The sequence below is a fragment of the Nitratidesulfovibrio sp. D1 genome, assembly GCF_051133415.1.
Lineage (GTDB): Bacteria > Desulfobacterota > Desulfovibrionia > Desulfovibrionales > Desulfovibrionaceae > Cupidesulfovibrio.
Map to the genome: position 1 here is coordinate 184,583 of NZ_JBPGNZ010000005.1, position 25,258 is coordinate 209,840.

Genomic DNA, 25,258 nt, shown 5'->3' on the forward strand with positions numbered 1-25,258 from the left:
ATGTCCACGCCCGCTGCCCACCGGCCCGACGCCATCACGCCCCACGCCATCACGCCCGACGTCCACCCGGCCGACGCCGCGCCGCGCACCGTGTGGATCAACGCGGGCGAACTGTCCGGCGACATGCACGGCGGCCGCCTGCTGGAAGCCCTGCGCCGCCGCGACCCGTCCCTGCGCTGCATCGGCATGGGCGGCCCGCACCTGCGCGCGGCCGGGCAGGACGCCATCCTGCGCGTGGAAGACCTGTCGGTGATGGGCATCACCGAGGTGCTCGGCTACCTGCCGCGCATCCTCGGCATGCTGCGCCGCATCAAGGCCGAACTTGCCGCGCGCAGGCCCGACGCGGTGGTGCTCATCGACGCGCCGGAATTCAACTTCCGCATCGCCAGGGCCGCCCACGCACTGGGCATTCCGGTGCACTACTACATCAGCCCCAAGATATGGGCGTGGCGCACCGGGCGGGTGGAGTTCATCCGCCGCCACATCCGCCGGATGATCTGCATCCTGCCCTTCGAGGTGGAATTCTACCGCCGCCACGGCATGCACGTGGACTACGTGGGCAACCCGCTGCTGGACATGATGGACTGGCAACGGCTGGACGCCATCGCCCCGCTGCCCGGCCGCATCGGCCTGATGCCCGGCAGCCGCCGCAAGGAGATCGAGGCGCTGCTGCCGGAATACGGCAAGGCCGCCCGGCTGCTGCTGCAAGGCCACCCCGGCCTGTCCTTCCACTGCGTGCGCGCCCCCAACGTCACCGAGGACGCCCTGCGCGCCTTGTGGCCCGCCGACGTGCCCCTGACCGTCGAACCGCCGGACGACCGCTACGCCATCCTGCGCACCTGCCAGCTGCTGCTGGCCGCCTCGGGCACGGCCACGCTGGAAACGGCCCTGCTGGGCGTGCCCACGCTGGTGGCCTACCGGGTGTCGCCCTTCTCCTACTGGCTGGGCAAGCGGCTGGTGAAGGTCAGGTGGGTCAGCCTGCCCAACCTTGTCCTGAACCGCGAGGTGTTCCCCGAACTGTTGCAGGAGAACGCCGACGGCGCGGTGCTGGCCCGCCATGCCGCCCGCTGGCTGGACACGCCCGGCGAACTGGACCGCGTGCGCGCCGACCTGGCCGACCTGCGCCGCCGTTGCGGCCCCCCCGGCGCGGCCGACGCCGCCGCGAAGATCATTCTGGATGAAATGGAGTAGAAACAGAACCGGGGGAGGGAGGAAGGGACTTTTGCGGCAGCCGTTAGGTGAGCTTGCGAACCTTACGGATGGCGACCGCAGAGCGAAAAAGTCCCTTCCTCCCTCCCCCGGCCCCCCTCCCTCCTTCCCCAAAACTTTTCAATTGGGGCTATCCGCGCGTCCGCCCACGGGAACAATCCCCGTCCGAAACGTTACTCAGTACTTCTGGTTGCGGTGCCAGGCCCAGGCGGTCTCGATGATCTCGCGGATGTCGGTGACCCTGGGGGTCCAGCCCAGTTCCCGGCCCGCCAGCGTGCTGTCGGCCACCAGCCGGGCCGGGTCGCCTTCGCGGCGCGGCCCCACGGTGAAGGGCACCTCGCGCCCGGTCACCCGTGCCGCCGCGTCAATGACCTGCCGCACGGTGAACCCCTGCCCGTTGCCCAGGTTGCAGTGCAGCGCGACCTTCTCACCTGGTTCCGCCGTCAGCCCGTCCTTCAGGGCCGCCGCGCCCGCCGGGGACGCCAGCAGCCTGTCCAGCGCGGCCAGGTGGGCGTCGCACAGGTCGTTGACGTGGATGTAGTCGCGCACGCAGGTGCCGTCCGGGGTGTCGTAGTCGGCCCCGAACACGGTGAGCGCCGGGCCGGTGCCCAGCACCGCGCGCAGGATGTTGGGGATGAGGTGCGTTTCCGGCGAATGCGATTCGCCGATACCGCCCGCCCGGTCCGCCCCGGCGGCGTTGAAATAGCGCAGCGCCACCGAGCGCAGCCCGTAGGCCGTGGCGTGGTCGGCCAGCATGCGTTCCACCATCAGCTTGGACGCGCCGTAGGGGTTCACCGGGGCCAGCGGATGCGTCTCGGCGATGCGCTCGGTGACCGGGGTGCCGTACACCGCCGCCGTGGACGAGAACACCAGCCGCAGCACGCCCGCCTCGCGCATGGCGTCCAGCAGGTTCAGGGTGCCGGCGACGTTGTTGGCGTAGTACGGCGCGGGGTCGCGCACCGATTCGCCCACCAGGCTGCGGGCCGAGAAATGCATCACCGCGTCGAAGCTGTGTTCCGCGAACACCCGGCGCAGGGCCTGGAGGTCCAACAGGTCGCCGCGCACCAGGTCGCAGTCCGGGGCGGCGGCGTCCACGGCGTCGGCGTGGCCGGTGGAAAGGTTGTCGAAGATCACGGGCGTGCAGCCGCGCGCCACCAGCGCCCGCACCATGTGCGAGCCGATGTAGCCCGCACCGCCGCAGACCAGCACGTTGCAGATGGGTGTTTCGCCCATGGGTCCTCCTGGAGCGCCCCGGAAGGCGGCTCCGTGGCCGGAACGGGGCATCCTTGCCCCATGCCGCCGTTTTCTCTATTCTTGTCCCGATGCCGACGCACCGGCCACGCGCGCGGAACATGCCGGAACATGCCGGAAAGGCGGCGCGCACGCGACGCATGCCGGGGGCGCAACGCCCGCGCAACATGCCGTCAGCCAAGGAGAACCTAACACATGCGGCAACGGATGCAACCACACGGCGCCATCTTTCCGCCATGCCGCGCGCTGGCCGGGCTTGCCCTGGCCTGCCTGGCGGCGCTGCTGTTCCTGTCGGCGTCCGCCCCGGCCACGGCCGGTCCGCGCACCGACGACGACCTGAAACAACTGGCCGGCCAGTTGCTGGAAACCGGGGTCAAGCCCGACGCCATCCCCGCCCTGTACCGTCCGGAATACACCACCACCATCAGCGCGGCCCTCAACCTGGAAGACCCGGAACCGGTCTTCGTGGTGAACCTGCCCGACGGCCCGCGCATCTACCCCCAGCGCATCATGGTCTGGCACGAGGCGGTCAACGAGGTGGTGGGCGACGCCACCTACTGCATCACCTACAGCCCGCTGACCGGGGTGGTGGCCGCCTACAGGGGGCAGGCCGGAAAGTTCATGACCACCTTCGGCGTGGACGGCCGCCTGCTGCACAACAACACCGTGCTGTTCGACAGGGCCACCGGCAGCCTGTGGTCGCAGCTGCTGGGCATTTCCATCGACGGCCCCCTGCGCGGCAAGGTGCTGCAACGCGTCCCCGCGTGGTGGACCACCTGGGGCATGGCGCGCGCCGCCCTGCCCGACGCCAGGGTGCTGGCCACCCCCACCGGCATCCGCCGCTCGTACGGCAAGGACCCCTACGGCTCGTACCTGCTGCCCGGCACCTACTACGAGGACGAGCGCATCCTGCACCCCGTGCCCAGGCCGGACCGCCGCATGAAGCCCAAGACGCGCATCCTCGGCGTGGACATGCAGGGCCAGCAGGTGGCCATCGACACCGCCGCCGTGCGCAAGGACGGCATCGCCAACATCGAGCAGGGGCCCACCCCGCTGCTGGCCGTGGTGGACCGGCGGCTGGACGTGATCCGGGTGTACGACCGCATGGTGTGGGGCAAGCCCGCCACCTTCGCGTTCAGGAAGGGCAGCCCCAACCGCCTGGTGGACGCCGAAAGCGGCAGCGAATGGTCCATGGACGGCAAGGCCGAGTCCGGCCCCATGAAAGGCGCGGTGCTGAACGAGGTGGTGGCCGTGAACGCCATGTGGTTCGCCTGGTCCGCCTTCCACCCCGCCACCATCATCGTGCCGGGCGCGGATGCGTGGCCCGCGCCGCCCAAGCCCCGGCTGGACATGCCGGGGCTGGCCCCGTTCCAATGAGCGCGCCCGGCTCGCTGCACTGCGCGGGCGTGGCCGTGCGCGCCGTGGTGTTCGACTTCGACGGCACCCTGGCCGTGCCCACGCTGGACTTCGGCGTCATGCGCCGCGCCGTGGCCGAGGCCATGCGGACGCATCTGGAGCCGCCGCAGCGCCCAAGCCCGCCGGACCTGCCGGTGATGGACCTTCCGGTAATGGACCTTCCGGTAATGGAGTGGATCGGCCACGTGACGGCCCTGCTGGAACTCCACGGCCGCCGCGCCGACGCCGCAGCCCTGCACGCCGACGCCCACGCCGCCATCCGCCGCGTGGAGGTGGAGGCCGCCGCGCGGGGCAGCCTGTTCCCGTTCACCCGCCCCATGCTGGCCGCGCTGGCCGCCATGGGCGTGCCCGTGGCCATCGTGACCCGCAACTGCCCCGAGGCGGTGCGGGCCGTGTTCCCCGACGTGGACGCGCTGTGCCCCTGCCTGCTCACCCGTGACGACGTGCCCAGCGTCAAGCCCGACCCGGACCACCTGCTGCGCGCGCTGGGCGTGCTGGGCCGCGCGCCCGGCGAAGCCCTGATGGTGGGCGACCACCCCATGGACATCGTGACCGGGCACCGCGCGGGCACCCTGACCGCCGGGGTTGCCAGCGGCGAAAGCCCGGCCCGGGCGCTGCGCGACGCCGGGGCGCACGTGGTGGCCGCGGACTGCCGGGAACTGATGGCCGGACTGGGGCTGGCGGGGGCGGGGCTGGCGGCAGCGAAGCCGGGCGGACAGGAATAGGGGATACGGCCATCGGGCCGTGCTGCCGGGCCGCGCCCCGTCATCCGCAACCTTGCCTCACCTCGTTGCGCTGGCCCGCGGGGCGGCCTAAGATGGAACATCCGGCCCCGGCCGCAACGATCCGCAGGAGACCATGCCATGACCGTCACGTCCTCCGGCATTCCCGCCACCCGCGCCGCGCTTCCGAAAACCGCCGTCCTTGCGCTGCTGCTCCTTGCCGCCCTGTGCGCCGCCTGCGCCGGGCGGGCCTGTCCCCCGCGCGAAAGCTGCACCAAGCCGGTGTTCGAGCGGGTGCAGAACAAGGCCGTCAGCGCCGGGCAGCAAGCAGTGGTGCAGGGTCTGCTGGGCGTGCTGACCGGCACGGCCACGGGGCCGAAATTCACCGGCGAGGGGGTGCGTTTGGACATGTACCGCGCCTTCGACGACGCCTTCACCGAAGAGGGCTACTCCCTCGACGCCACCCTGCGCGAATTCCTGGGCAAGCACGAGGACACCGCCTACTACCGCGACGCCCTGACCTCCGGACTGGTGCCGCTGCTGGCGACGCCGCTGTCCATCCTGCGCGTGGCCGACGCCCGCCAGCGCCTGCTGGCCGAGGGCCGGGTGACCCAGCCGACGCTGGACCTGGTGGCCGCCGTGCCCGCCTCCGCCACCGGCGAAGGCGCGGCGAAACAATGAAGACGGGCTGACGTCACGCAGTCCGGCTGTTCCGCTCCGCCAGCAGCAGCGCCCCGGCCCCTCCAAACAACCGCTCCCGCCGGATGACCGTCAGCCCGGCCCGGTGCGCCAGCCCTTCCACGCCCCCACGGGCCATGAACCCCCGGAAGTTGCGGTAGTGCTCCGCCCCGGCCAGCCGTTCCGGCAGGTGCACGAACAGGGCGGCGGGCAGGTCCAGATTGCGCTCCGCCAGGCGATAGTCTGCCAACAGCACGCGCGGGGCCACGCGCAGGGCTTCGACCAGGGCCGCGTTGCCGGTGGCCTCCGGCATTTCGTGCAGGGCCAGCGACAGCACCACCGCGTCGAAGCTGCCGTCCGCGAAGGGCAGCACGCGCGCGTCGGCGCGCAGCAGGGGAAGAGACCGGGGGAACGCCGCCGGGGGAATGCCGTTCCCGCCGCGCGCCCCGGCCCTCTCGCACGGCCGGGCCACGCACGTGGCGGCCCGCGCCGCGCCCAGCATGGCCGGGGAAAGGTCCGCGCCCACGCAGGCCACGCCCGCGCCGCGCAGCACAGCGCACTGCCGCCCGGTGCCGCAGCAGGCGTCCAGCACCCGCAGCAGCCCTTCGGCGCGGCAGACATGGGCGACGGTCCGGCGCACCCCGTCCAGCACGGGGTTCAGCAGCAGGTCGTACCATTCCGCGATGCGGGCGTAGGGGTCGGCAGTCATGGGGGTTCCGAAGGGTTCGGGGAGAGGGGAACACGCGCCGGGCCGCCCGTAGAGCTACGGGGCCACGGGCTCCGGCGTTTCCGGATCATCGGCCGCCATGCCAGGGCGGCAGTCCGCCGCGTCCCGGTCGTCGCGCAGGGCGGCCAGCACCCGGCAGCGCAGTTCGGCCATTTCCGGCACTTCGTCCGGCGAAGGGAGCCACGCCAGCAACCGCTCCACCCGGCCGGATTCGCGCAGCAACCGGCGCGAGGCGGCAAAGCCCAGGTCGAAGCTCCAGCCGCACAGCAGGATGCGGAAATCGTTCATGCAGCGCATGTCCGCGTAGCTGGCAAGGCGTCCCGAGCGCACCGCGTCCAGCACGGCGGGGGTCCAGGCCCCTTCCGTTTCCGGCAGGTGCAGCACCACCACTTCGTCGCGGGGGCCGCCGGGCTGCATATGCGCGGCCAGCACCCGGAAGATGTCCAGTTTGTCGGCGTCGCGCACCACCCGGGTCACCTGCCGGACACGCGGCGAAACCCCGGCCGGAATGGCGAAACGGTTGTGCAACACCACGGCGCAGGCGGCCAGGCGGCGCACGGCCGGGGACTCGTCGGCCAGGGGGCGTTCCTCGTTCAGCACCCGGCCGCCCAGCAGGCCGTGGTTGGCCGAGCGCGCGTCGCTGAAGGTGCGCCAGCGCCGGTACTGCGGAAACCGCCCGATGTCGTGGTACAGCGCGCCCAGCAGCGCCGCGCGGGCGCTGACCATGTCCATGACGCCTTCCGCTACGGCCTCGTCCACGATGGTCCGGGCGCCCGCCAGCACCAGCAGGGAATGCTCGCGCTTGAGTTCGATGTGCGCGTCGTGCTCGGCGTCGCCGGTCAGGAAGCGGTTCACGTACTGGCCGAACCACGCCTCGTGCCGGGAAATGTCGCATGCGGCGTCCATGCTCACCGCCGGTCCCCGTCGGCAGGTGCGGTTGCCCCGGCGTCCGCCCCGTCCGGCCTGTCCGCCCCGTTCGCTCTGTCCGTATCGACGGCCTGTGCCGACAACTCTTCGACGCGCCGGGCTTCCTCGCGCCGGGCCTCGTCGTTCCAGCGGTCCCAGGTCGGGTCGCGGAATATCCCCTTCGGCCCGTACAGAAAGCGCAGGAACCAGATGATGGCCCCGAAAAAGCCGATGATCAGGACGTACTGCCCCGCCTTGTCCAGAAACAGCGCCCCCAGCCCGCCGTCCGCCGCTGCGGTGGCCGCTGTGGCCGCATGGGCCATGGTCACGTCGAACACGCCAACCTCCTGCGCCGCCCGCTGGCTGCGGCGGCAGCCGTGGTTGTACGCATTCCCTTCCGGCCGGGCAAGCCGCGCCGCGACGGCGGCATCCACATCCCCGCCACTTGCGGCGCGGCCGTTCCCTCGCCCGCACGTCCGGTCCCTCCATTCCGGCGTTGTGGGCGTGCCCCCCTTCTGCTAGGGTGTGTCATCCCCGTCACGGCACCGCCGCCGTCCCTTTCCTCTGAAACGGACGCGGCAACCATCCGTATTCACACGCGAACAGACAGACGGTCAGCCACCGCGCCCACGCGGCCCGGCCTGCGCCGCCCTTGTCGGGAACACGCCCAACCTCCATGTCCGATTTCGTCCATCTGCACTGCCATACCGAATACAGCCTGCTCGACGGGGCCATCCGCCTGAAGGACCTCTGCGCCAAGGCGGTGGACTTCGGCATGCCCGCCGCCGCCATCACCGACCACGGCAACCTCTACGGCGCGGTCTACTTCTACAATACCTGCAAGCAGTTCGGCATAAAGCCGGTCATCGGCTGCGAGGTCTACGTGGCGCACGACCACACGGACAAGACCTCGGAGCTGGCCCGGGTGCGCAACCATCTGGTGCTGCTGGCGCGCACCACCGAAGGCTACCACAACCTGGTCAAGCTGGTGACCCACGGCTTCCTGCACGGCTTCCACTACAAGCCGCGCGTGGACATGGACCTGCTGCGCCAGTATTCGGGCGGCATCACCGCCCTGTCCGCCTGCCTTGCCGGGCAGGTGCCGCGCGCGCTGTTGCGGGGCACCATGGACGACGCCATCCGCATCGCCCGCGAGTACGAGTCCATCTACCCCGGCCACTACTACCTGGAATTGCAGTCCAACGGCCTGAAGGAACAGGACGAGCTGAACGAAAAGCTGCTGGAGCTCGCCCACCACACCGGGCTGCCCCTTGTCGCCACCAACGACTGCCACTACCTGGAAGCCGGCGACGTGGAAGCCCACGACGTGCTGCTGTGCATCCAGACCCAGGCCAAGGTCGACGACGAGCGCCGGATGCGCTTCGAGACCAAGGAACTGTACTACAAGTCGCCCGACGAAATGGCGAAGGCGTTCGCCCACGTGCCCGAGGCCGTGGCCAACTCCGGGCGCATCGCCGCCGAGTGCGAACTGAAGTTCGAGTTCGGCAAGTACGTCTTTCCCGTGTACGCCCTGCCCGAGGGCATGACCCTGGAGGACGAGTTCCGCCGCCTCTCGCGCGAAGGGCTGAAGCGCCGCCTGGAACGCCACCCCAACCGCGACACCATCGACCACGACCTGTACTGGAAGCGCCTGGAACTGGAACTGGACGTCATCGGCCAGATGGACTTTCCGGGCTACTTCCTCATCGTGCAGGACTTCATCAACTGGGCCAAGGACAACGGCATTCCCGTGGGTCCGGGGCGCGGGTCCGCCGCCGGTTCGCTGGTGGCGTGGTCGCTGCGCATCACCAACCTCGACCCCATTCCGTACAACCTGCTGTTCGAGCGCTTCCTGAACATCGAGCGCGTGTCCATGCCGGATATCGACGTGGACTTCTGCGAACGCCGCCGCGGCGAAGTCATCCGGTACGTGGGCGAGAAGTACGGCGAGGACATGGTGGCCCAGATCACCACCTTCGGGAAGATGAAGGCCAAGGCCGTGGTGCGCGACGTGGGCCGCGCCCTGGGCATGACCTTTGCCGAGACCGACCGCATCGCCAAGCTGGTGCCCGAAGACCTAAAGATGACGGTCAAGAAGGCCATCGACGCCGAGCCGGACCTGGCCGCGCTGTACAAGACCGACCCGCAGATCCGCAAGCTGCTGGACGTTTCCATGCGGCTGGAAGGGCTGTCGCGCCACGCCTCCACCCACGCGGCGGGGGTGGTGGTTTCCGACAAACCCATGCGGGAATACCTGCCGCTGTACCGGGGAAAGAAGGGTGAAATAGTCACCCAGTTCGACATGAAGATGGTCGAGAAGGTCGGGCTGGTGAAGTTCGACTTCCTGGGCCTGCGCACCATGACCCTGGTGCAGGATTCGCTGGACGAGATTGCCCGGCAGGGCAAGACCCCGCCCGACCTGGACAACCTGGCCCTGGACGACGCCGAGACCTACGAACTGTACTCGCGCGGCGACACCGACGGCATCTTCCAGGTGGAAAGCTCGGGCATGCGCCAGTACCTGCGCATGCTCAAGCCATCCTGCTTCGACGACGTCATCGCCATGCTGGCCCTGTACCGGCCCGGCCCGCTGGGCTCGGGCATGGTGGACGAATTCATCAAGCGCAAGCACGGCGAACTGCCGGTCACCTATCCGCTGCCCCAGTTGGAAGACTGCCTGCGCGACACCTACGGCGTCATCGTGTACCAGGAACAGGTGATGCAGATCGCCCAGATCGCGGCGGGCTACACCCTGGGCGGCGCGGACCTCTTGCGCCGCGCCATGGGCAAGAAGAACGCCGACGAAATGGCCCAGCAACGCGTCATGTTCGTGGAGGGCGCGCAGAAGAACGGCGTGCCCAAGGCCAAGGCCGACGAAATCTTCGACCTGATGGAAAAGTTCGCGGAGTACGGCTTCAACAAGTCGCACAGCGCCGCCTATGCGCTGATCTCGTACTACACCGCGTTCCTGAAGGTGCACTTTCCCACGGAATTCATGGCCGCCCTGCTCACGTCGGAAATGGGCAACCAGGACAAGCTGCTGAAATACGTGGCCGCGTGCAAGGACATGGGCATCGCTGTCCTGCAACCCAACGTGCAGGCCAGCCGCCGCGAGTTCACCGTGCACGAGGGGGCCATCGTCTTCGGCCTTGGCGGCATCAAGAACGTGGGCGACGAAGCCATCCGCGAAATCGTGGACGCCCGCGAACAGGGCGGGGTGTTCGCATCGCTGCTGGACCTGTGCGTGCGTGTGAACCTGCGCAAGGTGACCAAGCGCGTGCTGGAAAGCCTGATCAAGGGCGGTGCGTGCGATTGCCTTGGCTGCACCCGCGCGGGCATGCTGGCCGCCCTGGACAACGTGGTCAGCAAGGCCCAGAAACGGTTGAAGGACAAGGAATCCAACCAGGTATCGCTGTTCACCATGGTGCCGGAAGAGCCCGCCGTGTGCCCCGGCATCGGCTTCGACTGCGAAGAGCAGCAGGCCCAGGAATGGGACGACGACCAGAAGCTGCGCTTCGAGAAGGAAGCCCTGGGCTTCTTCCTGACCAGCCACCCGCTCCAGCCCTACCGCAAGGAACTGTTCCGCCTGCGCCTGACCCCGCTGGACGAGACGCGCGACATGGCCCCCGGCATGTCGCTGAAGACCGCCGTGCTGGTCACCGGCATCAAGGAACACATGACCAAGAAGGGCGCGCGCATGGCCTTCCTGCAGGTGGAAGACCTGACCGCCTCGGGCGAGTGCGTGTTCTTTCCCGAAGCCTACGCCGAGTTCCGCGAACTGCTGAAATCGGACCAGCCGCTGCTGCTGGAGGCTACCATCAGCAAGCAGCAGAACGACGACGGCGGCAGGAACGGCGGCGGGGGCGGCGACGGCATGTCCGGCATGCCTGACGAGGACGACGACACCCCGCGCGAAATCAAGCTGATGGGCGAAAAAGTCATGCCGCTGGCCCGCGCCTGCGGCGCCAGCGACCAGCCCGTGACCATCGACATGCCCCTGCCCCGCGTGGAGCCCGCCAGTCTGGCCGCCCTGCGCGCCATCCTGGAACGGCATCGCGGCCCGGTGCCGGTCAACGTGCGCCTGGTGGTGGACGAGGCCGAATGCCTGCTCCAGTTCGGTCCGCAGTGGATGGTGCAGCCCGGCCCGGCGTTCGAGACCGACATCGCCCACTGGACCGAAGGCCCCGAGTAGGGGCTGTTCTAAATTGTCCTTTCGCCCGTTGGCTTCGTCAAACTTCGCTTGCCATGGCGTTGCTGTCCACATCCGTAAGGCTCGAAGACTCGCCAACGGCTGTGGCTCGGTCGAATACGAGAAGAGTACGCTCTGCGGTCGCCATCCGTAATGCTCGAAGACTCGCATAACGGCTGCCGCACTCCCTCATGGCAGGCTCGTTTTCCTCGCCACCGAACGAAATGCCTAAGTTAGAAACAGCCCCTGCAAGAATCCGTGCCTTGCGTTTTCCCTGGCCTCACCGCCTTGCGGGGCTTGCCCCAGGAGACACACCGTGAAGAAATCCATCTGGCGGCTGACCGTGCGCTCGGAATTCTGCGCCTCGCACGCGCTGCGCCATTACGAAGGCAAATGCGAATCCATGCACGGCCACAACTTCGCCGTGGAAATGGTGGCCGAGGGCGACCGCCTGACCGGCGACACCGAGATCGTGCTGGACTTCAAGGTGCTGAAGCGCGAACTGAACGCGGTGCTCGACACCCTGGACCACAAGAACCTCAACGAGGTGGCCCCGTTCGATACCGTGAACCCCTCGTCGGAGAACCTTGCGCGGCACATCTGGCAGCAGCTGGCCCCGCGCCTTGGGCCGCACGGGGTGCGGCTGCACGCCGTCACCGTGTCGGAAAAGGCCGCCCAGTCGGCCACCTACATGGAAATCGAGGAATAGCCCCCCGGCACGGCGCGCCGCCCCGTGCGCTTGCCGGTGCGCACCGGATATCCTGAACCGGAAACGACCATGTTCGACGCCTTCGATTTTCGCACCGCCTTCGAAATCGCCCTGCCGCTGTTCCTGATCATGGACCCGGTGGGCAACGCCGCCATGTGCATCGGCATGCTGCGCGAACACAGCGAGGCGCGGCAGCGCGCCATCCTGCGGCGCGAACTGCTGTTCGCGCTCGGCATCATCCTGGGCTTCCATGCGCTTGGCGACGCGCTGCTCGGCATGCTGGAGATAGAACAGTCCACCCTGCGCCTGTCCGGCGGGCTCATCCTGTTCATCATCGCCATGAAGATGGTCTTTCCCCCGCAGGAGGGAGACACCGAAGCCGTGGCCCACGACCCGTTCATCGTGCCCATCGCCGTGCCGCTCATCGCCGGGCCGTCGCTGCTGGCGGCGGTGATGGTCTTCGCGCGGCAGGCCCAGGGCGGCATGATGGCCCAGGTCAACGTGCTGGCGGGGGTCATGATGGCCTGGGCGGGCACCGCCGCCATCATGGCCTTCACGCCCGACATCGCGCGCCTGCTGGGGGCACGCACCATGCGGGCCATGGAACGGCTGATGGGCCTTGTGCTCATCCTGATGGCGGTGCAGATGCTGGAGAACGGGATACGGCTGTTCGTAACGTCATTGTAACGCCATTACAAACTCGCCGTAGTACTTTCGCCTTCCTGCATGTGGCGCACCCTGCTCACGAGTGCGCCACTTCTGCTTTCCCCCATATCCCAGGTAGTACCCGCATTTCTTGACACACCGCACGACATGAGCCTACATCTTGTACAAGATGGAAATATTGCATCGTAGGGAGGAATCATGAACGCGAAAAGCGTCGCTCCGGTGTTCATCATCTCGGTCATGCTGGCCGTCATTATGGCCTTCGCCACCATCATATACTACGTGACGAGTTCCTCGTACCGCATGTCGCTGGAGCTTGAACAGCACGCCATGGAGCAGGCCGGAAACAGCGCGCGCGATGCGCTTTCGCTGTACGTGCAGAACTTCACCGGCACCATCAACCAGCTCTCCAAACAGCGCCTGGTGCTGGAAGCGCTGACCGGCGACGCCGCCATCGCCCAGAACAGGCTGAAGGACGTGGTGCGCGGCGACAGCAACATCTGGTCGGTCATCGTGTTCGACGACCAGGGCATCGTCCGCGCGGGCATCAATGCCGACATGGAAGACCTGACCGGCGGCAAGCGCGGCGACCGCGACTACTTCAAGGCGGTCATGGCCGGGCAGGACACCTTCATCGGCAAGTCCATCATCACCGCCAAGTCCGGCGGCGGCAACATGTTCATCTTCGTGGCGGTGAAGGCCATCCGTGACGCGAGCGGCAAGGTCATCGGCGGGGTGGGCATCTTCCCCCGCTGGGAAAACTTCACCTCCGTCTTCGTCAGCGGGCTGCGCTTCGGCCAGCGCGGCTACGGCTTCATGCTGGACGGCAGCGGCCACATCATCGCCCACCCCGACAAGGAGATGATGCTCAAGGACCTGACCGAACACGAATTCGTGCGCACCGCCCTGTCCATGAAGAACGGCAACGCCTTCTACGACTGGCAGGGCGAACGCAAGTACCTGACCGTCACCACCGAGCCGACAACCGGCTGGCTGGTGTGCATGAGCGCCTACACCGACGAACTGGCGGGCACGGCCATCGCCCAGCGCAACACCCTGCTGGGCATCGGCGCGGCGGCGCTGCTGGTGCTGGCGGGCGTGATCTCGCTGCTGGTGCGGCGGCTGGTGGCCCGCCCCGTGGCCGACATGGAAGCCTACACCCGCGCCGTGGCGGGCGGCGACCTGAAGGCCGTGCTGCACGACGGCTTCAAGTACGAATTCCGCAGCCTGGGCCACAACGTGCGCACCATGGTGGGCGAACTCAAGAACAAGCTGGGCTTCGCCCAGGGGCTGCTGGACGGCATCACCCTGCCCTGCGTGGTGGCCGGGCCGGACCAGCGGGTGCTGTTCGTCAACCGCGCCACCCTCGACTACATGCAGATCGAGGGCGACCCGCAATCCTTCACGGGCGCGCCGGTGGGGCGCATCTTCCACGCCGACGACAACCACTCCACGGTCATCGGCACCTGCATGACCGAGCGCCGCGCCCATCGCGGCGTGCAACTGGAACTGGCGGGGCGCAAGGGCGCCAGGCTGTTCGCCAGCGTGGACGCCGCGCCCATGTACGACCTGGACGGCGCGCTCATCGCCGGGTTCGCCCTGGTTTCGGACCAGACGGACATCAAGACCCAGCACGCCCGCATCGAGGAGCAGAACGAGCGCATCGCCCGCGCGGCGGTGAAGGCCGACGAGGTGGCCAACATGCTGGCTTCGGCCTCCGAACAGCTGGCCGCGCAGATCGAGCAGTCCGCGCGAGGCAGCGACGAGCAGCGCGGCCGCACGGCCGAGGCGGCCGCCGCCGTGGAGGAAATGAACGCCGCCGCCATGAGCGTGGCGCGCAACGCCGCGGAAACCGCCGAACTGGCCGATTCCGCCCGGTCGCAGGCCCAGGAGGGCGCGCGGCTGGTGGGCACGGTGGTGGACACCATCAACGCCGTCAACGAGCGGGCCGAAAGCCTCAAGGCCGACATGACCGAACTGGGCAGGCAGGCCGACGGCATCGGCCAGATCATGAACGTCATCGCCGACATCGCCGATCAGACCAACCTGCTGGCCCTGAACGCGGCCATTGAGGCGGCCCGCGCCGGTGACGCCGGGCGCGGCTTCGCCGTGGTGGCCGACGAGGTGCGCAAGCTGGCCGAAAAGACCATGACCGCCACCAACGAGGTGGGCAACTACATCCGCTCGGTGCAGCAAAGCGCGCGGGCCAACATCCAGGGCACCGAGGACACCACCGCCGCCATCGTGGACTGCACGCGCACCGCCAATCTTTCCGGCGATTCGCTGCGCAGCATCGTGGGCCTGGTGGAACGCACCTCTGACAACGTGCGGGCCATCGCGGCGGCCAGCGAGCAGCAGTCCGCCGCCAGCGAAGAGATCGGGCGCGGCACCGAGGACATCAACCGCATCGCCTCGGAAACGGCGGAGGCCATGGGCCAGTCCTCGCAGGCCGTGACCGAACTGGCCCGGCTGGCCGTGGAACTGAAGAACATCATCACCGACATGCGGGCGTAGCGGGCGACGGCGGTCTTGCGGCGGAACATCCGGTTCCGCCGCAACCGGACGAAAAGACGAGCGGCGGCGGGAGACACCTCCCGCCGCCGCATTCATTTCGTATGCCCCGCCCCCCACCTGTGGGGCACGGCCCAAGGGCTGTTTCCAAATTAGGATTTTCGTTCGTCGGCAAGGAAAACGAGCCTGCCATGAGGGAGCATACTCTTCTCGTATTCGACCGATATGGCAGGCGAAGTTTGACGAAGCCAACGGGCGAAAGGACAATTTGGAAACGGCCCCTACTCCAGCCCCAGCATGTCCCGCAGGGTTTCTTCAATCCCGTCCACGCACAAGCCGAGCTTGGCCCGCAGTTCCTTCTGGCTGCCATGCTCCACGAAGTGGTCGGGCACGCCCAGCCTGCGGATGGCCTGCCCGCGCAACGCCCCCCGGTCGGCCAGACATTCCAGCACGGCGGAGGTGAAGCCGCCCGCCAGGGCGTTCTCCTCGATGAGCAGCAGCGCGTCGTGGGTGGCGGCCAGTTCCAGCAGTTGGTCCGCAGGAAGGGGTTTGGCCCACACCGCATCGAACACGGTGACCTGGCGGCCGGACTCTTCCCCCACCCGCTCCGCCGCCTCCAGCGCCGGGGCCACCCGGCTGCCGCAGGCGATGACGGCAAGCCCTTCGCCCTCCTTCAGCACCTCGCCCCGGCCAAGGGGCAACACCTCTCCGCGCGGGGGCAGAGCGACCCCCGTGCCCACGCCGCGCGGATAGCGCACGGCCACCGGCCCATCCAAGGCCAGGGCGGTGCGCATGGCGTGGCGCAGTTGCGCCTCGTCGCGCGGGGCCAGGATGTGCATGTTGGGGATGTGCCTCAGGTAGGACAGGTCGAACACCCCGTGGTGGGTGGGGCCGTCCTCGCCCACCAGCCCGGCGCGGTCCACGCAGAAGACCACCGGCAGGTTCTGGATGCACACGTCGTGCACCACCTGGTCGTACGAGCGTTGCAGGAAGGTGGAATAGATGGCCACGAACGGCCGCAGCCCCTGCGTGGCCAGCCCTGCGGCAAAGGTCACCGCGTGCTGCTCGCAGATGCCCACGTCCACGAACCGCTCGGGGTGGCGCGTACAGAAACAGCTGGTGCCGGTGCCCTCGGGCATGGCGGCGGTGATGGCCATGACCCGCGCGTCCTCGTCGGCCAGCATGCACAGGGTTTCTCCGAACACGTCGGTGAAGCTGGGCAGCGCCGGGGCGTCGGCCAGCTTGGCGGCCTTGCCCGTTTCCGGCTCGAAGCGGCCCACCCCGTGGAAGTGGGTGGGGTTGGTCTCCGCCGGGGCGTAGCCCTTGCCCTTGCGGGTCAGCACGTGCAGCAGCACCGGCTCGTCCAGGGTGCGGGCCATGTCGAAGGTGCGGGTCAGCGCCTTGACGTCATGTCCGTTCACCGGGCCGATGTAGTTGAACCCGAACGCCTCGAACAGCATGCCCGGCGTGAAGAAGCCCTTCAGGCTGTGCTCGCTGCGCTTGGCGTAGGCCAGCATGTCCTCGCCGATGCCGGGGATGGAACGCATGAAGGTTTCCATGTCCTTCTTCATGCGGCGCACCCAGCGCTTGGACAGGTTGCGGCTGAGGAACAGCGACAGCGCCCCCACGTTCTTGGAGATGGACATCTCGTTGTCGTTCAGCACGACGATGAGCTTGCGGTCCATGGCCCCGGCCTGGTTCAAGCCTTCGAAGGCCAGTCCCGCCGTCATGGAGCCGTCGCCGATGACGGCCACCACGTCGTGCTTTTCCCCGGCCAGATCGCGGGCCATGGCCATGCCCAGCGCGGCGGAGATGGACGTGGAGGAATGCCCCACCCCGAAGTGGTCGTAGGGACTTTCCGCCATCTTGGGAAAGCCGCTGACGCCCCCCATGCGCCGCAGGGTATGGAAATCGCCCGCCCGGCCCGTCAGCAGCTTCCAGGCGTAGGCTTGGTGCCCCACGTCCCAGATGACCTTGTCGCGGTCGGCGTCGAACGAGGTCAGCAGGGCGATGGTCAGTTCCACCACCCCCAGCGAGGGCGCAAGGTGTCCGCCGTTGCGGGATACGGTGGCGATGATGCGCTGGCGCAGTTCGTCGGCCAGTTGCTGCACCTTTTCGGGCCCCAGTCCGGCCACGTCGCGCGGGCTGGCGATGGAATCCAGAAGGGGCGTGCCAACAAGCTGCCCTTGGAGAGAAAGCGAGGGCGGTAGCTGCTCGGTCATGCGTGGGTATCCGTTATCGGGCCGCGCGGGGCGCGTCCGGTGATGCTGTGCGTTGCGGGCGGACGCTAGGAGGCGCGGTCCACGATGTAGCTGGCCAGGCTGCGCAGGAAATCGGCGTCCGGCCCACGGAAGGGGGCCAACCGCTCGATGGCGGCGTCGGCCCGTTCGCGGGCCAGGGCGCGGCTGCGCTCGATGCCCAGCAGCGAAGGATAGGTGGTCTTGCCCTGCTCCGCGTCGCTGCCCACGGGCTTGCCGATTTCCGCCTCGTCGCCCACCTCGTCGAGGATGTCGTCCACGATCTGGAAGGCCGCGCCGATGTGCGCGCCGTAGTCGGCGATGCGGGCCTGGGCGTCAGCGTCGGCGCCCGCCAGCAGCGCCCCGGACAGGCACGAGGCGCGCAGCAGCGCCCCGGTCTTCATGGCGTGCATGGCGGCCATTTCCTCCAGGGTCACGCCCGCGCGGCCGGTGTATTCCATGTCCAGCGCCTGCCCGCCCACCATGCCGGGGGCTCCGGCGGCGCGGGCCACCACGCGCAGGGCGGCCAGCACGTTGGCGGCGGGGATGGCGGAGGCATTGCCGCCGCCCTCGTCACCGGCATTCGTCCCGACTCCCGCCATGAAATCGAAGGCGTCGGTGAGCAGGCCGTCACCGGCCAGGATGGCCGTGGCCTCGTCGAACATCTTGTGGTTCGAGGGCTTGCCGCGCCGCAGGTCGTCGTCGTCCATGGCGGGCAGGTCGTCGTGGATGAGCGAATAGGTGTGGATCATCTCGATGGCGGCGGCAAAGGGCATCACCCGGTGCGCGGGCAGGCCGAACAGCGCGGCGGCGGTCAGGCACAGCACCGGGCGTACCCGCTTGCCGCCCGCGTTCAGGCTGTATTCCATGGCCGCGCGCAACCGCGCGGGAATGCCCCTGTCGGCCAGACACGCGGCCAAGTGGCGTTCCACCCCGGCGGCCTCGTCGCGCAGACGGGCCTTGATCTCACTCGGCGTCAGCATCGTCCCCCACCCCTTCCATCCCTTGAAAATCGGACAGGCCGCCTTCGGTGAACAGGCGTATCTCGTTGCGGGCCGTGCGCAGCCGTTCGCGGCAGGCGCGGGACAGGCCCAGCCCTTCCTTGTACAGGGCCACGCCGCGCTCCAGCGGCAGGTCGCCCGCTTCCAGCGCGGCCACCACTTCCTGCAGGCGGGCCATGGCGGCCTCGTAGTCCACCTGTTCCCCGAGTTCCTTGACGCTGCCGGGGGCGTCGCCCCCCGCATTCTTCCGTGCGCGCGCGGCCATGCGTTACTCCCGTGTGGTCGCACCCGTGCTGCCGGGCGCGTTTTCCAGCAATACCTGAGGGTCCACCATGTCGCCAAGCACCGCCATGCCGAAATGCAGGTGCGGCCCGGTGACCCGGCCCGTGCTGCCCACCCGGCCGATGACCTGGCCCCGCGCCACCATCTGGCCGGGGGCCACGTCCATGGCCGAAAGATGGAAATACATGCTCACCACGCCCATGCCGTGGTCGATGTACACGGAATTGCCCGCGAAATAATGATTCTCGGCCAGCACCACCCGCCCGGACGCGCAGGCCGCCACCGGCTCGCCCGCCGCGCCGCGCAGGTCCAGCCCGCGATGCGGCGCGCGCGGTTCGCCGTTGAACACCCGGCGCAGGCCGAACAGGCTGGATACCTCGCCCGGCACGGGCCGAGCCATGGGCAGCGCCCACAACCGTTCCGGGGTGCGCAGGGCCAGGGCGGCCTTCACCCGGGCGCGCTCCGCCTCGTGCCTGTCCAGCGCGGCCTTGTCCGGGTTGACGTACTTGCCCTCCACGGTCAGGCGCTGTTCCGGATAGGCGGCGCGGACCACGGCGATGGCGCGGGTGACGCCGGGCGCAGCCTTGGGCTGCCCGGCGGCGCGGGCGCGCAGCGTTTCCCTGCCCGGCTTCGCATCCAGCGGCACGGCCAGGATGGCCTGCCCGGTCCATGTGGAGGTTCGCCCGGCCCCCGAGGCGTCGGCCGCCACGGGCACGGTGACGGCCTGGCCGCGCCAGTCCAGCACCACGTCGCCCGGACCGTCCGCCGTCACTGTGACCACGAAGGGCTTGCCGTCGCCGGTGGATTCCGGCGCGTCCAAGGACAGCACCGCCGCATGCGCGGATGCGGGCAATGCCAACGCGAACAGCGAAATGGCAAGACACCAGCAGGCCGTCAGCATCGACAACAGGCGCACGCCCCCCGCGCCGCCCTGCCCGGCACCAATGACGTTCGAAAACCACTGCATCACGAAATCTCTCCGGCGGGCCGCTCCATGGCGTCCGTTGCGGCATTGCCGTCGTTCCCCGTTGCGCCGCCCTGCCCTTCCATCCCGCCGGCGCGCGCGCCGCGCACGGTCACGTCCACCTCGCCGTCGCGCACCAGCACGGCCAGCGCATCGCCGGGCGTCACCTCGGCCACGCTGCGCAGAAAGCCGCCGTCGGCCCGGCGCACCAAGCTGTATCCACGCTCCAGCGGGCGCAACGGATCCAGCGCATCCAGCCGCAAGGCGCAGCGCTCAAGTTCGTGCTCGCGCCCGGTCACCGCGCGCTCGCCCGCCCAGCGCAGGCGCGATTCCAGTGCATCCACGGCCCGTTCGCGCCGTTCCCACGTCTCCGGCCCCATGGCGCGGGCCAAGGCCGCGTCCGCCGCGTCCAGCCGCGCCGCGTTCCGTTGCGCCAGCGCATCCCACGCCCGGCACAGGCGGGCCGCCGCGTCGGCAAAGCGCTCGTCCAGCCGGGCCAGCGCCCGTTCCGGCGAAAGCCAGGCCAGCCCGCGCATCAGGGCGCCCAACTGTTCGTCCAGCCGGGCAAAGCGGCGCTCCATGCCCCGCGTCAGGACCATTTCCAGTTCGTCCACGCGCTGCGCCAGTTCGCGCCGTTCCGGCCACAGCAGCTGCGCCGCATGGGTGGGCGTGGCCGCGCGCACGTCGGCGGTCATGTCTGCCATGGTGTGGTCCACCTCGTGGCCGATGCCCGCCAGCACGGGCAGCGGGCTGGCGAACACCGCCGTGGCCACCCGCTCGTCGTTGAAAGCCCACAGGTCTTCCAGCGAGCCGCCGCCCCGGATCAGCACCGCCACCTGCGCCCAGCCCTGCGCCGCCACGTCGGCCAGCGCGGCCTCGATGCGCGGCGGGGCCTCGTCGCCCTGCACCGGCACCGGGTGAATCCGTATCTCGCAGCCCCAGCCGCGCTCGTCCGCCATGCGCAAAAAGTCGCGGATGGCCGCCCCGGTCGGGGCAGTGACCACCGCCACCCGCCGGGGGTGGCGCGGCAGCGGCCGCTTGCGCGCCGCGTCGAAATATCCCCGCTCCGCAAGGCGGGCCTTCAATGCCTCGAACTGCGCGTGCAGCCGCCCCAGGCCCGCGTCCTGGGCCATCTCGACCACCAGTTGGTAGCCGCCGCGCGGCGGGTACACCGTCAGCCGTCCCGCGCAGAGCAATTCCTGCCCGTTGGCCATGGTGCGCGCAAGGCCGGGGCGCGGCCCGTCCTCGAACACCTCGCCGGTCATGGGGTCGAAGTGCTCCGCGTCGCGCTGGTTGCCCCGGAACCACACGCAGTTGAGTACCGCATCCTCGTCCTTGAGCGCGAAATAGCAATGCCCCGAGGCCGGGCGCGACAGGTTGCTCACCTGCCCGCGCACCCACACAAAGGGAAATCCGCCCTCCACGGCGGCCCGGATGGCCCGGGTCAATTCACCCACGGTGTAGATGGTGCTCATGGTGCGCGAGGTTTTTTATGCGCCTCCGGCGGGCAGGGGGCCATGCCCCCTGCACCCCCTTTTGGGGTACGGCAGGTCAATTAAAAAATTTGGGGGGGAGGGGTCCGGGGAGGGAGACCCTTTTTAAAGGGTCCCCTCCCCGGAAATTCTTCATAGCCTGATTCCCTCACAGCCCCCAGCCCGCGCGCACGGCGGCGCGCCAGACGCGGAAGGCTTCGGCGAAGCCGTCCACAGGCAGTTCGGTCTTTTCGCCGGTGCGGCGGTCCTTGGCTTCCACGATGCCTCGGGCCAGGCCCTTGCCGCCGACGACCAGTTGCAGGGGCATGCCCACGAGGTCGGCATCCTTGAACTTAACGCCGGGGCGCTCGTCGCGGTCGTCGAGGATGACGTCCACGCCCTGGGCCTTGAGTTCGGCGTAGAATTCCTCGGCCTTGCCCAGGGTTTCGCCGTTCTTGGGGTCCAGACAGCACAGCACGGCTTCGTACGGGGCGATGGGCGGCGGAAAGACGATGCCGTCGGCGTCGTGGTTCTGCTCGATGCACGAGGCGACGACACGCGACACGCCGATGCCGTAGCAGCCCATGACCATGACCTTTTCCTTGCCGTCCTCGTCAAGGAAGGTGCACTTCAGCGGTTCGCTGTACTTGGTGCCCAGCTTGAAGACGTGGCCCACCTCGATGCCGCGCGTGAGCTCGATGGCCCCGCCGCAGCGCGGACAGGCGTCGGCCGGGGTGATCACGCGCAGGTCGGCGTAGCGTTCGATCTTGGCGTCGCGCGGCAGGCTGACGTTGCGCAGGTGCGCATCGCCCTTGTTGGCCCCGGTGATCCAGCCGTCGGCGGCCAGCAGTTCGTGGTCGGCGAAGACGCGCTCCACGTTCAGGCCCACGGGACCGGCAAAGCCCACGGGCGCGTTGGTGACCTGCTGCACCAGTTCGGGCGCGGCCAGGTCCAGTTCGTCGCACTTGAGCAGGTTCTTCAGTTTCACGTCGTTCAGTTCGCGGTCGCCGCGCACCAGAGCGGCCACGGGCGTGCCGTCGGCCACGAAGATCAGCGTCTTGACCAGTTCGGACGGCGGCACCTTCAGGAAGGCGCACACGTCTTCCACGGTGTGCTTGCCGGGGGTGGCCACTTCCTCGATGGCACCGATGGCGGGCAGCGCGGACGGTGCGGGCGGGGCCGCCACTTCGGCGCGCTCCACGTTGGCGGCGTAGGCACAGGCGGTGCAGGCGGCGATGGTGTCCTCGCCGGTGTCGGCCAGCACCATGAATTCATGCGAGAAGCTGCCGCCGATGGAGCCGGAATCCGCCTCCACGGCGCGGAAGCGCAGGCCCAGGCGCTTGAACACCTGCTGGTACGCCTCGTACATGGCCCAATAGCTCTTGTCGGCGCCCGCCTCGTCACGGTCGAAGGAGTAGGCGTCCTTCATGATGAACTCGCGGCCGCGCATCAGGCCGAAGCGCGGGCGGATCTCGTCGCGGAACTTGGTCTGGATCTGGTACAGGTTCAGCGGCAGCTGGCGGTACGAGCGCACCTCGCCGCGCACGAGGTCGGTGATGACCTCCTCGTGCGTGGGGCCGAGGCAGTAGTCGCGGCCGTTGCGGTCCTGGAAGCGCAGCAGTTCCTTGCCGTAGAATTCCCAGCGGCCCGATTCCTGCCACAGGTCGGCGGGCTGCACCATGGGCATGGAAAGTTCCAGCGCGCCCGCGCGGTTCATTTCCTCGCGCACGATGGCGGCGGTCTTCTCGATGGCCCGCAGGCCCAGCGGCATGTAGATGTAGATGCCCGAGGTGAGCTTGCGGATCATGCCCGCGCGGGTGAGCAGCTTGTGGCTGACCACCTCGGCGTCGGCCGGGGCTTCCTTCAGGGTAGGGATGTAGCAATTGCTCCAGCGCATCAGCTGTCCTTTCTGGCTGCCTTGCGTTCGGCAAGGAACGTATCGAGTTCTTCCATGAAGGCGGCGAGCAGATTCGCGCCGCCCTTGACGGTCCGTATGATTTCTCCCTTGCGGAAGATGATGCCCTTGTCGCGCCCGCCCGCGATGCCGATGTCGGCCTCGCGCGCCTCGCCGGGGCCGTTGACGGCGCAGCCCATGACGGCCACCTTGAAGTTCTCCGTCTCGCCCGCCAGGCGGCGCTCCACCTCCTGCGCGAGGTTGATGAGGCCGATCTCCGTGCGGCCGCAGGTCGGGCAGGAGATGATCTCCGGCCCCCGGTGGCGCAGCCCCAGCGAACGCAGGATTTCCCACGCCACGGGCATTTCCTCCACCGGGTCGCTGGTCAGCGAGACGCGTAGCGTGTCGCCGATGCCCAGCCACAGCAGCACCCCGAGGCCCACCGACGACTTGACGGACCCGCGCAGCATGGTGCCCGCCTCGGTCACGCCGATGTGCAGGGGGTAGTCGCAACGGTCCGCCAGTACGCGGTAGGCGTCGATGGTGTGCAGCACCGACGAGGACTTGAGCGATATCTTGATGTCGCCGAAGCCCCGGTCCTCCAGCATGCGCACGTGGCCGAGGGCGCTTTCCACCATGGCTTCCGGCGTGGGCCCGCCGAAACGTTCCAGCAGGTGTTTTTCCACCGAGCCGGAATTGACCCCCACCCGGATGCACGCGCCGCGCGCGCGGGCCGCGTCCACCACACGAGCCACGTTGGCCTCGCCCCCGATGTTGCCGGGGTTGATGCGCAGGGCGTCCACGCCTGCCTCCAACGCGGCCACGGCCAGGCGGTGGTCGAAGTGGATGTCCGCCACCAGCGGCACGGGCGAGGCCGCGCGGATGGGGCCGATGGCCGCCGCCGCCGCCTCGTTCAGCACGGCAAGACGCACCACCTCGCACCCCACGGCGGCCAGCGCGCGGACCTGCGCCACCGTGGCGTCCACGTCGCGGGTGTCGGTATTGGTCATGCTCTGCACGACAACGGGGTTGTCCCCCCCGATGCGCACGGAGCCGATGCGGACCTCTCGGGTCCGCCTGCGTTCGATGGTCATGAATGGTCCCTGAGGATGGACGGCCCGGCGGTATCCAAACGGCGCAGGCCGAATTGACGGTTCATACTGCATTTCCCCCTGCTCGCCAAGGGCGCTCCGGCCGCCGGGACGGCGTGGCGGAACCGGTGCGCGCGGGGGCCAACGGGGCGCGCGGGCGAACGTGGCGCACGGACAGATGCGTGCCCGCACCGCCGCGAAACGCCTTTTCCCGTCCCCTCGCCCGGTGCATTGACAGCACCCGGCCGGAAGATTACACGGCTCAAATGCAACCGAGTTGCATTTTCAACCCTTCAGCCCCGTTCCCATCTCCGGAGGCGCCATGACCATCCGCTTCGCCCTTCCGAAAGCCATCACGCAGTTGTTCGCCCTGCTCTCGCTGTCCTGCCTGCTTGCCGCGCCCGGTTCCCCCGCCGTTGCGCCCGCCAGCGCCGCTGCCCCCGTGCAGGTGGCGGTCAGCATCCTGCCGCAGAAATATTTCGTCCAGCGCATCGCGGGCGACCTGGCCGAGGTCACGGTGATGGTGCCCCCCGGCGCGGACCCGCACACCTACGAGCCCAAGCCCAGCCAGATGCGCGGGCTTGCCGGGGCCAAACTGTACATGACCATCGGCGTGCCCTTCGAAAAAGCCTGGCTGGAACGCATCACGGCGGCGGGCGGCAAGGACATGACCATGGTGCGCCTGGAAAAGGGCATCGACCTCTTGCCGCAGGACGAGCACTTCCTGGATGAAAACCACGGCCATGACGGCGATCACGACGCCGACCATGACGCCGACCACGACAAGGACGACCACCACGCCGAGGCCGCCGAAGGCCACCACCACGACCACGACGGCGGCGACCCGCACATCTGGCTGTCCCCGGCGCTGGTGAAGATGATGGCCGGTTCCATCAAGGCCGCGCTGGTCAAGGCCGACCCGGCCCACGCCCCCCTGTACCGCGCCAACCACGACGCCTTCGTGCGCGAACTGGACGAACTGGACCTGCACATCAACGGCCTGTTCGAGAACGTGCCCGAAAACCGCCGCCGCTTCATGGTCTTTCACCCGGCGTGGAGCTACTTCGCCCACAACTACAACCTGCGTGAAATCGCCATAGAGGTGGAAGGCCGCGAACCGGGGCCAAAGCAATTGACCCGCATCGTGGAGTTCGCCAAGAAGGAAGGGATCGAGGCCATCTTCGTCCAGCCGCAATTCTCGAAGCGCGGCGCGGAAACCATCGCCCGCAACGTGGGGGCCACGCTCATCGAGGCCGACCCGCTGGCCGGGGACTGGGCCGCCAACATCCGCCGCGTGGCCGAGGCCATGGCCAAAACCCTGAACAAGTAGACA

General features: G+C 68.8%; 20 protein-coding genes. 9 read left to right on the forward strand and 11 right to left on the reverse strand.

The window, feature by feature from the left end; translation table 11 throughout:
* Positions 1-1,191, forward strand: coding sequence for a lipid-A-disaccharide synthase (lpxB, locus tag ACR4XJ_RS11475; protein ID WP_434755344.1), 1,191 nt, complete (start codon positions 1-3; stop codon positions 1,189-1,191).
* Between the two features lie 195 nt (positions 1,192-1,386).
* On the opposite strand, the gene galE is transcribed toward lpxB, so the two are convergent.
* Positions 1,387-2,442: a UDP-glucose 4-epimerase GalE gene (galE, locus tag ACR4XJ_RS11480; RefSeq protein WP_434755345.1), complete on the reverse strand. Its 1,056-nt coding sequence runs from the start codon at positions 2,440-2,442 to the stop codon at positions 1,387-1,389.
* A gap of 213 nt (positions 2,443-2,655) precedes the next feature.
* Here galE and ACR4XJ_RS11485 point away from each other — a divergent pair, with 213 nt between their 5' ends.
* The 3 genes from ACR4XJ_RS11485 to ACR4XJ_RS11495 all read left to right on the forward strand — a co-directional run bounded on the left by ACR4XJ_RS11485 (position 2,656) and on the right by ACR4XJ_RS11495 (position 5,279).
* On the forward strand, positions 2,656-3,837 hold the full coding sequence (locus tag ACR4XJ_RS11485) for a DUF3179 domain-containing protein (protein ID WP_434755346.1): 1,182 nt from the start codon (positions 2,656-2,658) through the stop codon (positions 3,835-3,837).
* A complete protein-coding gene (locus ACR4XJ_RS11490; protein WP_434755347.1) occupies positions 3,834-4,601 on the forward strand; it encodes an HAD family hydrolase in 768 nt (255 codons plus the stop codon). Before ACR4XJ_RS11485 ends, ACR4XJ_RS11490 begins: the two co-directional genes overlap by 4 nt.
* 138 nt (positions 4,602-4,739) lie before the next feature.
* The gene (locus ACR4XJ_RS11495) at positions 4,740-5,279 is read left to right on the forward strand and encodes a hypothetical protein (RefSeq protein ID WP_434755348.1); all 540 of its coding nucleotides are present in this window, start codon (positions 4,740-4,742) and stop codon (positions 5,277-5,279) included.
* Positions 5,280-5,292: 13 nt separating this feature from the next.
* Here ACR4XJ_RS11495 and ACR4XJ_RS11500 read toward each other — a convergent pair whose 3' ends face one another.
* The 3 genes from ACR4XJ_RS11500 to ACR4XJ_RS11510 are packed head-to-tail and all read right to left on the reverse strand — an operon-like array spanning position 5,293 to position 7,247.
* Positions 5,293-5,985, reverse strand: coding sequence for a class I SAM-dependent methyltransferase (locus ACR4XJ_RS11500; protein WP_434755349.1), 693 nt, complete (start codon positions 5,983-5,985; stop codon positions 5,293-5,295).
* Between the two features lie 54 nt (positions 5,986-6,039).
* Positions 6,040-6,909, reverse strand: a complete 870-nt coding sequence (locus ACR4XJ_RS11505) for an HD domain-containing protein (protein WP_434755350.1) — start codon at positions 6,907-6,909, stop codon at positions 6,040-6,042.
* 2 nt (positions 6,910-6,911) lie between these two features.
* Complete coding sequence (locus ACR4XJ_RS11510) at positions 6,912-7,247, reverse strand: hypothetical protein (RefSeq protein WP_434755351.1); 336 nt, start codon at positions 7,245-7,247, stop codon at positions 6,912-6,914.
* A 338-nt stretch (positions 7,248-7,585) separates the two neighbouring features.
* Here ACR4XJ_RS11510 and dnaE point away from each other — a divergent pair, with 338 nt between their 5' ends.
* The 4 genes from dnaE (at position 7,586) to ACR4XJ_RS11530 (ending at position 14,987) form a co-directional block, all read left to right on the forward strand.
* Entirely contained in the window at positions 7,586-11,101 is a 3,516-nt protein-coding gene (gene dnaE / locus ACR4XJ_RS11515) for a DNA polymerase III subunit alpha (RefSeq protein ID WP_434755352.1), read from the forward strand.
* 313 nt (positions 11,102-11,414) lie between these two features.
* Positions 11,415-11,807 (forward strand): 6-carboxytetrahydropterin synthase QueD, encoded by a 393-nt coding sequence (queD, locus tag ACR4XJ_RS11520; protein ID WP_434755353.1) that lies wholly within the window; start codon positions 11,415-11,417, stop codon positions 11,805-11,807.
* Between the two features lie 69 nt (positions 11,808-11,876).
* Complete coding sequence (locus ACR4XJ_RS11525; protein WP_434755354.1) at positions 11,877-12,494, forward strand: MarC family protein; 618 nt, start codon at positions 11,877-11,879, stop codon at positions 12,492-12,494.
* Between the two features lie 177 nt (positions 12,495-12,671).
* Positions 12,672-14,987 carry a methyl-accepting chemotaxis protein gene (locus ACR4XJ_RS11530; protein WP_434755355.1) on the forward strand — a complete coding sequence of 772 codons (2,316 nt, stop codon included), beginning with the start codon at positions 12,672-12,674 and terminating at the stop codon, positions 14,985-14,987.
* A gap of 278 nt (positions 14,988-15,265) precedes the next feature.
* Here ACR4XJ_RS11530 and dxs read toward each other — a convergent pair whose 3' ends face one another.
* From dxs to ispG, 7 genes are all read right to left on the reverse strand, one after another.
* A complete protein-coding gene (gene dxs, locus ACR4XJ_RS11535; protein WP_434755356.1) occupies positions 15,266-17,206 on the reverse strand; it encodes a 1-deoxy-D-xylulose-5-phosphate synthase in 1,941 nt (646 codons plus the stop codon).
* Between the two features lie 65 nt (positions 17,207-17,271).
* On the reverse strand, positions 17,272-18,204 hold the full coding sequence (locus ACR4XJ_RS11540; protein WP_434755357.1) for a polyprenyl synthetase family protein: 933 nt from the start codon (positions 18,202-18,204) through the stop codon (positions 17,272-17,274).
* Entirely contained in the window at positions 18,188-18,487 is a 300-nt protein-coding gene (locus ACR4XJ_RS11545; RefSeq protein ID WP_434755358.1) for an exodeoxyribonuclease VII small subunit, read from the reverse strand. The genes ACR4XJ_RS11540 and ACR4XJ_RS11545 overlap by 17 nt, the downstream gene beginning before the upstream one ends.
* 3 nt (positions 18,488-18,490) lie before the next feature.
* A complete protein-coding gene (locus tag ACR4XJ_RS11550) occupies positions 18,491-19,471 on the reverse strand; it encodes a M23 family metallopeptidase (protein WP_434755359.1) in 981 nt (326 codons plus the stop codon).
* The gene (gene xseA / locus ACR4XJ_RS11555) at positions 19,471-20,943 is read right to left on the reverse strand and encodes an exodeoxyribonuclease VII large subunit (RefSeq protein ID WP_434755360.1); all 1,473 of its coding nucleotides are present in this window, start codon (positions 20,941-20,943) and stop codon (positions 19,471-19,473) included. Before xseA ends, ACR4XJ_RS11550 begins: the two co-directional genes overlap by 1 nt.
* Before the next feature lie 166 nt (positions 20,944-21,109).
* Positions 21,110-22,837 carry a proline--tRNA ligase gene (locus ACR4XJ_RS11560; RefSeq protein ID WP_434755361.1) on the reverse strand — a complete coding sequence of 576 codons (1,728 nt, stop codon included), beginning with the start codon at positions 22,835-22,837 and terminating at the stop codon, positions 21,110-21,112.
* Positions 22,837-23,928, reverse strand: a complete 1,092-nt coding sequence (ispG, locus tag ACR4XJ_RS11565; RefSeq protein ID WP_434755362.1) for a flavodoxin-dependent (E)-4-hydroxy-3-methylbut-2-enyl-diphosphate synthase — start codon at positions 23,926-23,928, stop codon at positions 22,837-22,839. The genes ACR4XJ_RS11560 and ispG overlap by 1 nt, the downstream gene beginning before the upstream one ends.
* A 319-nt stretch (positions 23,929-24,247) precedes the next feature.
* On the opposite strand from ispG, the gene ACR4XJ_RS11570 reads away from it, so the two are divergent.
* Positions 24,248-25,255 carry a metal ABC transporter solute-binding protein, Zn/Mn family gene (locus ACR4XJ_RS11570; protein WP_434755363.1) on the forward strand — a complete coding sequence of 336 codons (1,008 nt, stop codon included), beginning with the start codon at positions 24,248-24,250 and terminating at the stop codon, positions 25,253-25,255.
* Positions 25,256-25,258 lie beyond the last annotated feature (3 nt).

Bases quoted from the DNA above. Each gene is read 5' to 3' on its own strand.
- lpxB (WP_434755344.1), top strand. From the start codon at position 1: ATGTCCACGCCCGCTGCCCACCGGCCCGACGCCATCACGCCCCACGCC.
- galE (WP_434755345.1), bottom strand. From the start codon at position 2,442: ATGGGCGAAACACCCATCTGCAACGTGCTGGTCTGCGGCGGTGCGGGC.
- ACR4XJ_RS11485 (WP_434755346.1), top strand. From the start codon at position 2,656: ATGCGGCAACGGATGCAACCACACGGCGCCATCTTTCCGCCATGCCGC.
- ACR4XJ_RS11490 (WP_434755347.1), top strand. From the start codon at position 3,834: ATGAGCGCGCCCGGCTCGCTGCACTGCGCGGGCGTGGCCGTGCGCGCC.
- ACR4XJ_RS11495 (WP_434755348.1), top strand. From the start codon at position 4,740: ATGACCGTCACGTCCTCCGGCATTCCCGCCACCCGCGCCGCGCTTCCG.
- ACR4XJ_RS11500 (WP_434755349.1), bottom strand. From the start codon at position 5,985: ATGACTGCCGACCCCTACGCCCGCATCGCGGAATGGTACGACCTGCTG.
- ACR4XJ_RS11505 (WP_434755350.1), bottom strand. From the start codon at position 6,909: ATGGACGCCGCATGCGACATTTCCCGGCACGAGGCGTGGTTCGGCCAG.
- dnaE (WP_434755352.1), top strand. From the start codon at position 7,586: ATGTCCGATTTCGTCCATCTGCACTGCCATACCGAATACAGCCTGCTC.
- ACR4XJ_RS11525 (WP_434755354.1), top strand. From the start codon at position 11,877: ATGTTCGACGCCTTCGATTTTCGCACCGCCTTCGAAATCGCCCTGCCG.
- ACR4XJ_RS11530 (WP_434755355.1), top strand. From the start codon at position 12,672: ATGAACGCGAAAAGCGTCGCTCCGGTGTTCATCATCTCGGTCATGCTG.
- dxs (WP_434755356.1), bottom strand. From the start codon at position 17,206: ATGACCGAGCAGCTACCGCCCTCGCTTTCTCTCCAAGGGCAGCTTGTT.
- ACR4XJ_RS11540 (WP_434755357.1), bottom strand. From the start codon at position 18,204: ATGCTGACGCCGAGTGAGATCAAGGCCCGTCTGCGCGACGAGGCCGCC.
- ACR4XJ_RS11545 (WP_434755358.1), bottom strand. From the start codon at position 18,487: ATGGCCGCGCGCGCACGGAAGAATGCGGGGGGCGACGCCCCCGGCAGC.
- ACR4XJ_RS11550 (WP_434755359.1), bottom strand. From the start codon at position 19,471: ATGCAGTGGTTTTCGAACGTCATTGGTGCCGGGCAGGGCGGCGCGGGG.
- xseA (WP_434755360.1), bottom strand. From the start codon at position 20,943: ATGAGCACCATCTACACCGTGGGTGAATTGACCCGGGCCATCCGGGCC.
- ACR4XJ_RS11560 (WP_434755361.1), bottom strand. From the start codon at position 22,837: ATGCGCTGGAGCAATTGCTACATCCCTACCCTGAAGGAAGCCCCGGCC.
- ispG (WP_434755362.1), bottom strand. From the start codon at position 23,928: ATGACCATCGAACGCAGGCGGACCCGAGAGGTCCGCATCGGCTCCGTG.
- ACR4XJ_RS11570 (WP_434755363.1), top strand. From the start codon at position 24,248: ATGACCATCCGCTTCGCCCTTCCGAAAGCCATCACGCAGTTGTTCGCC.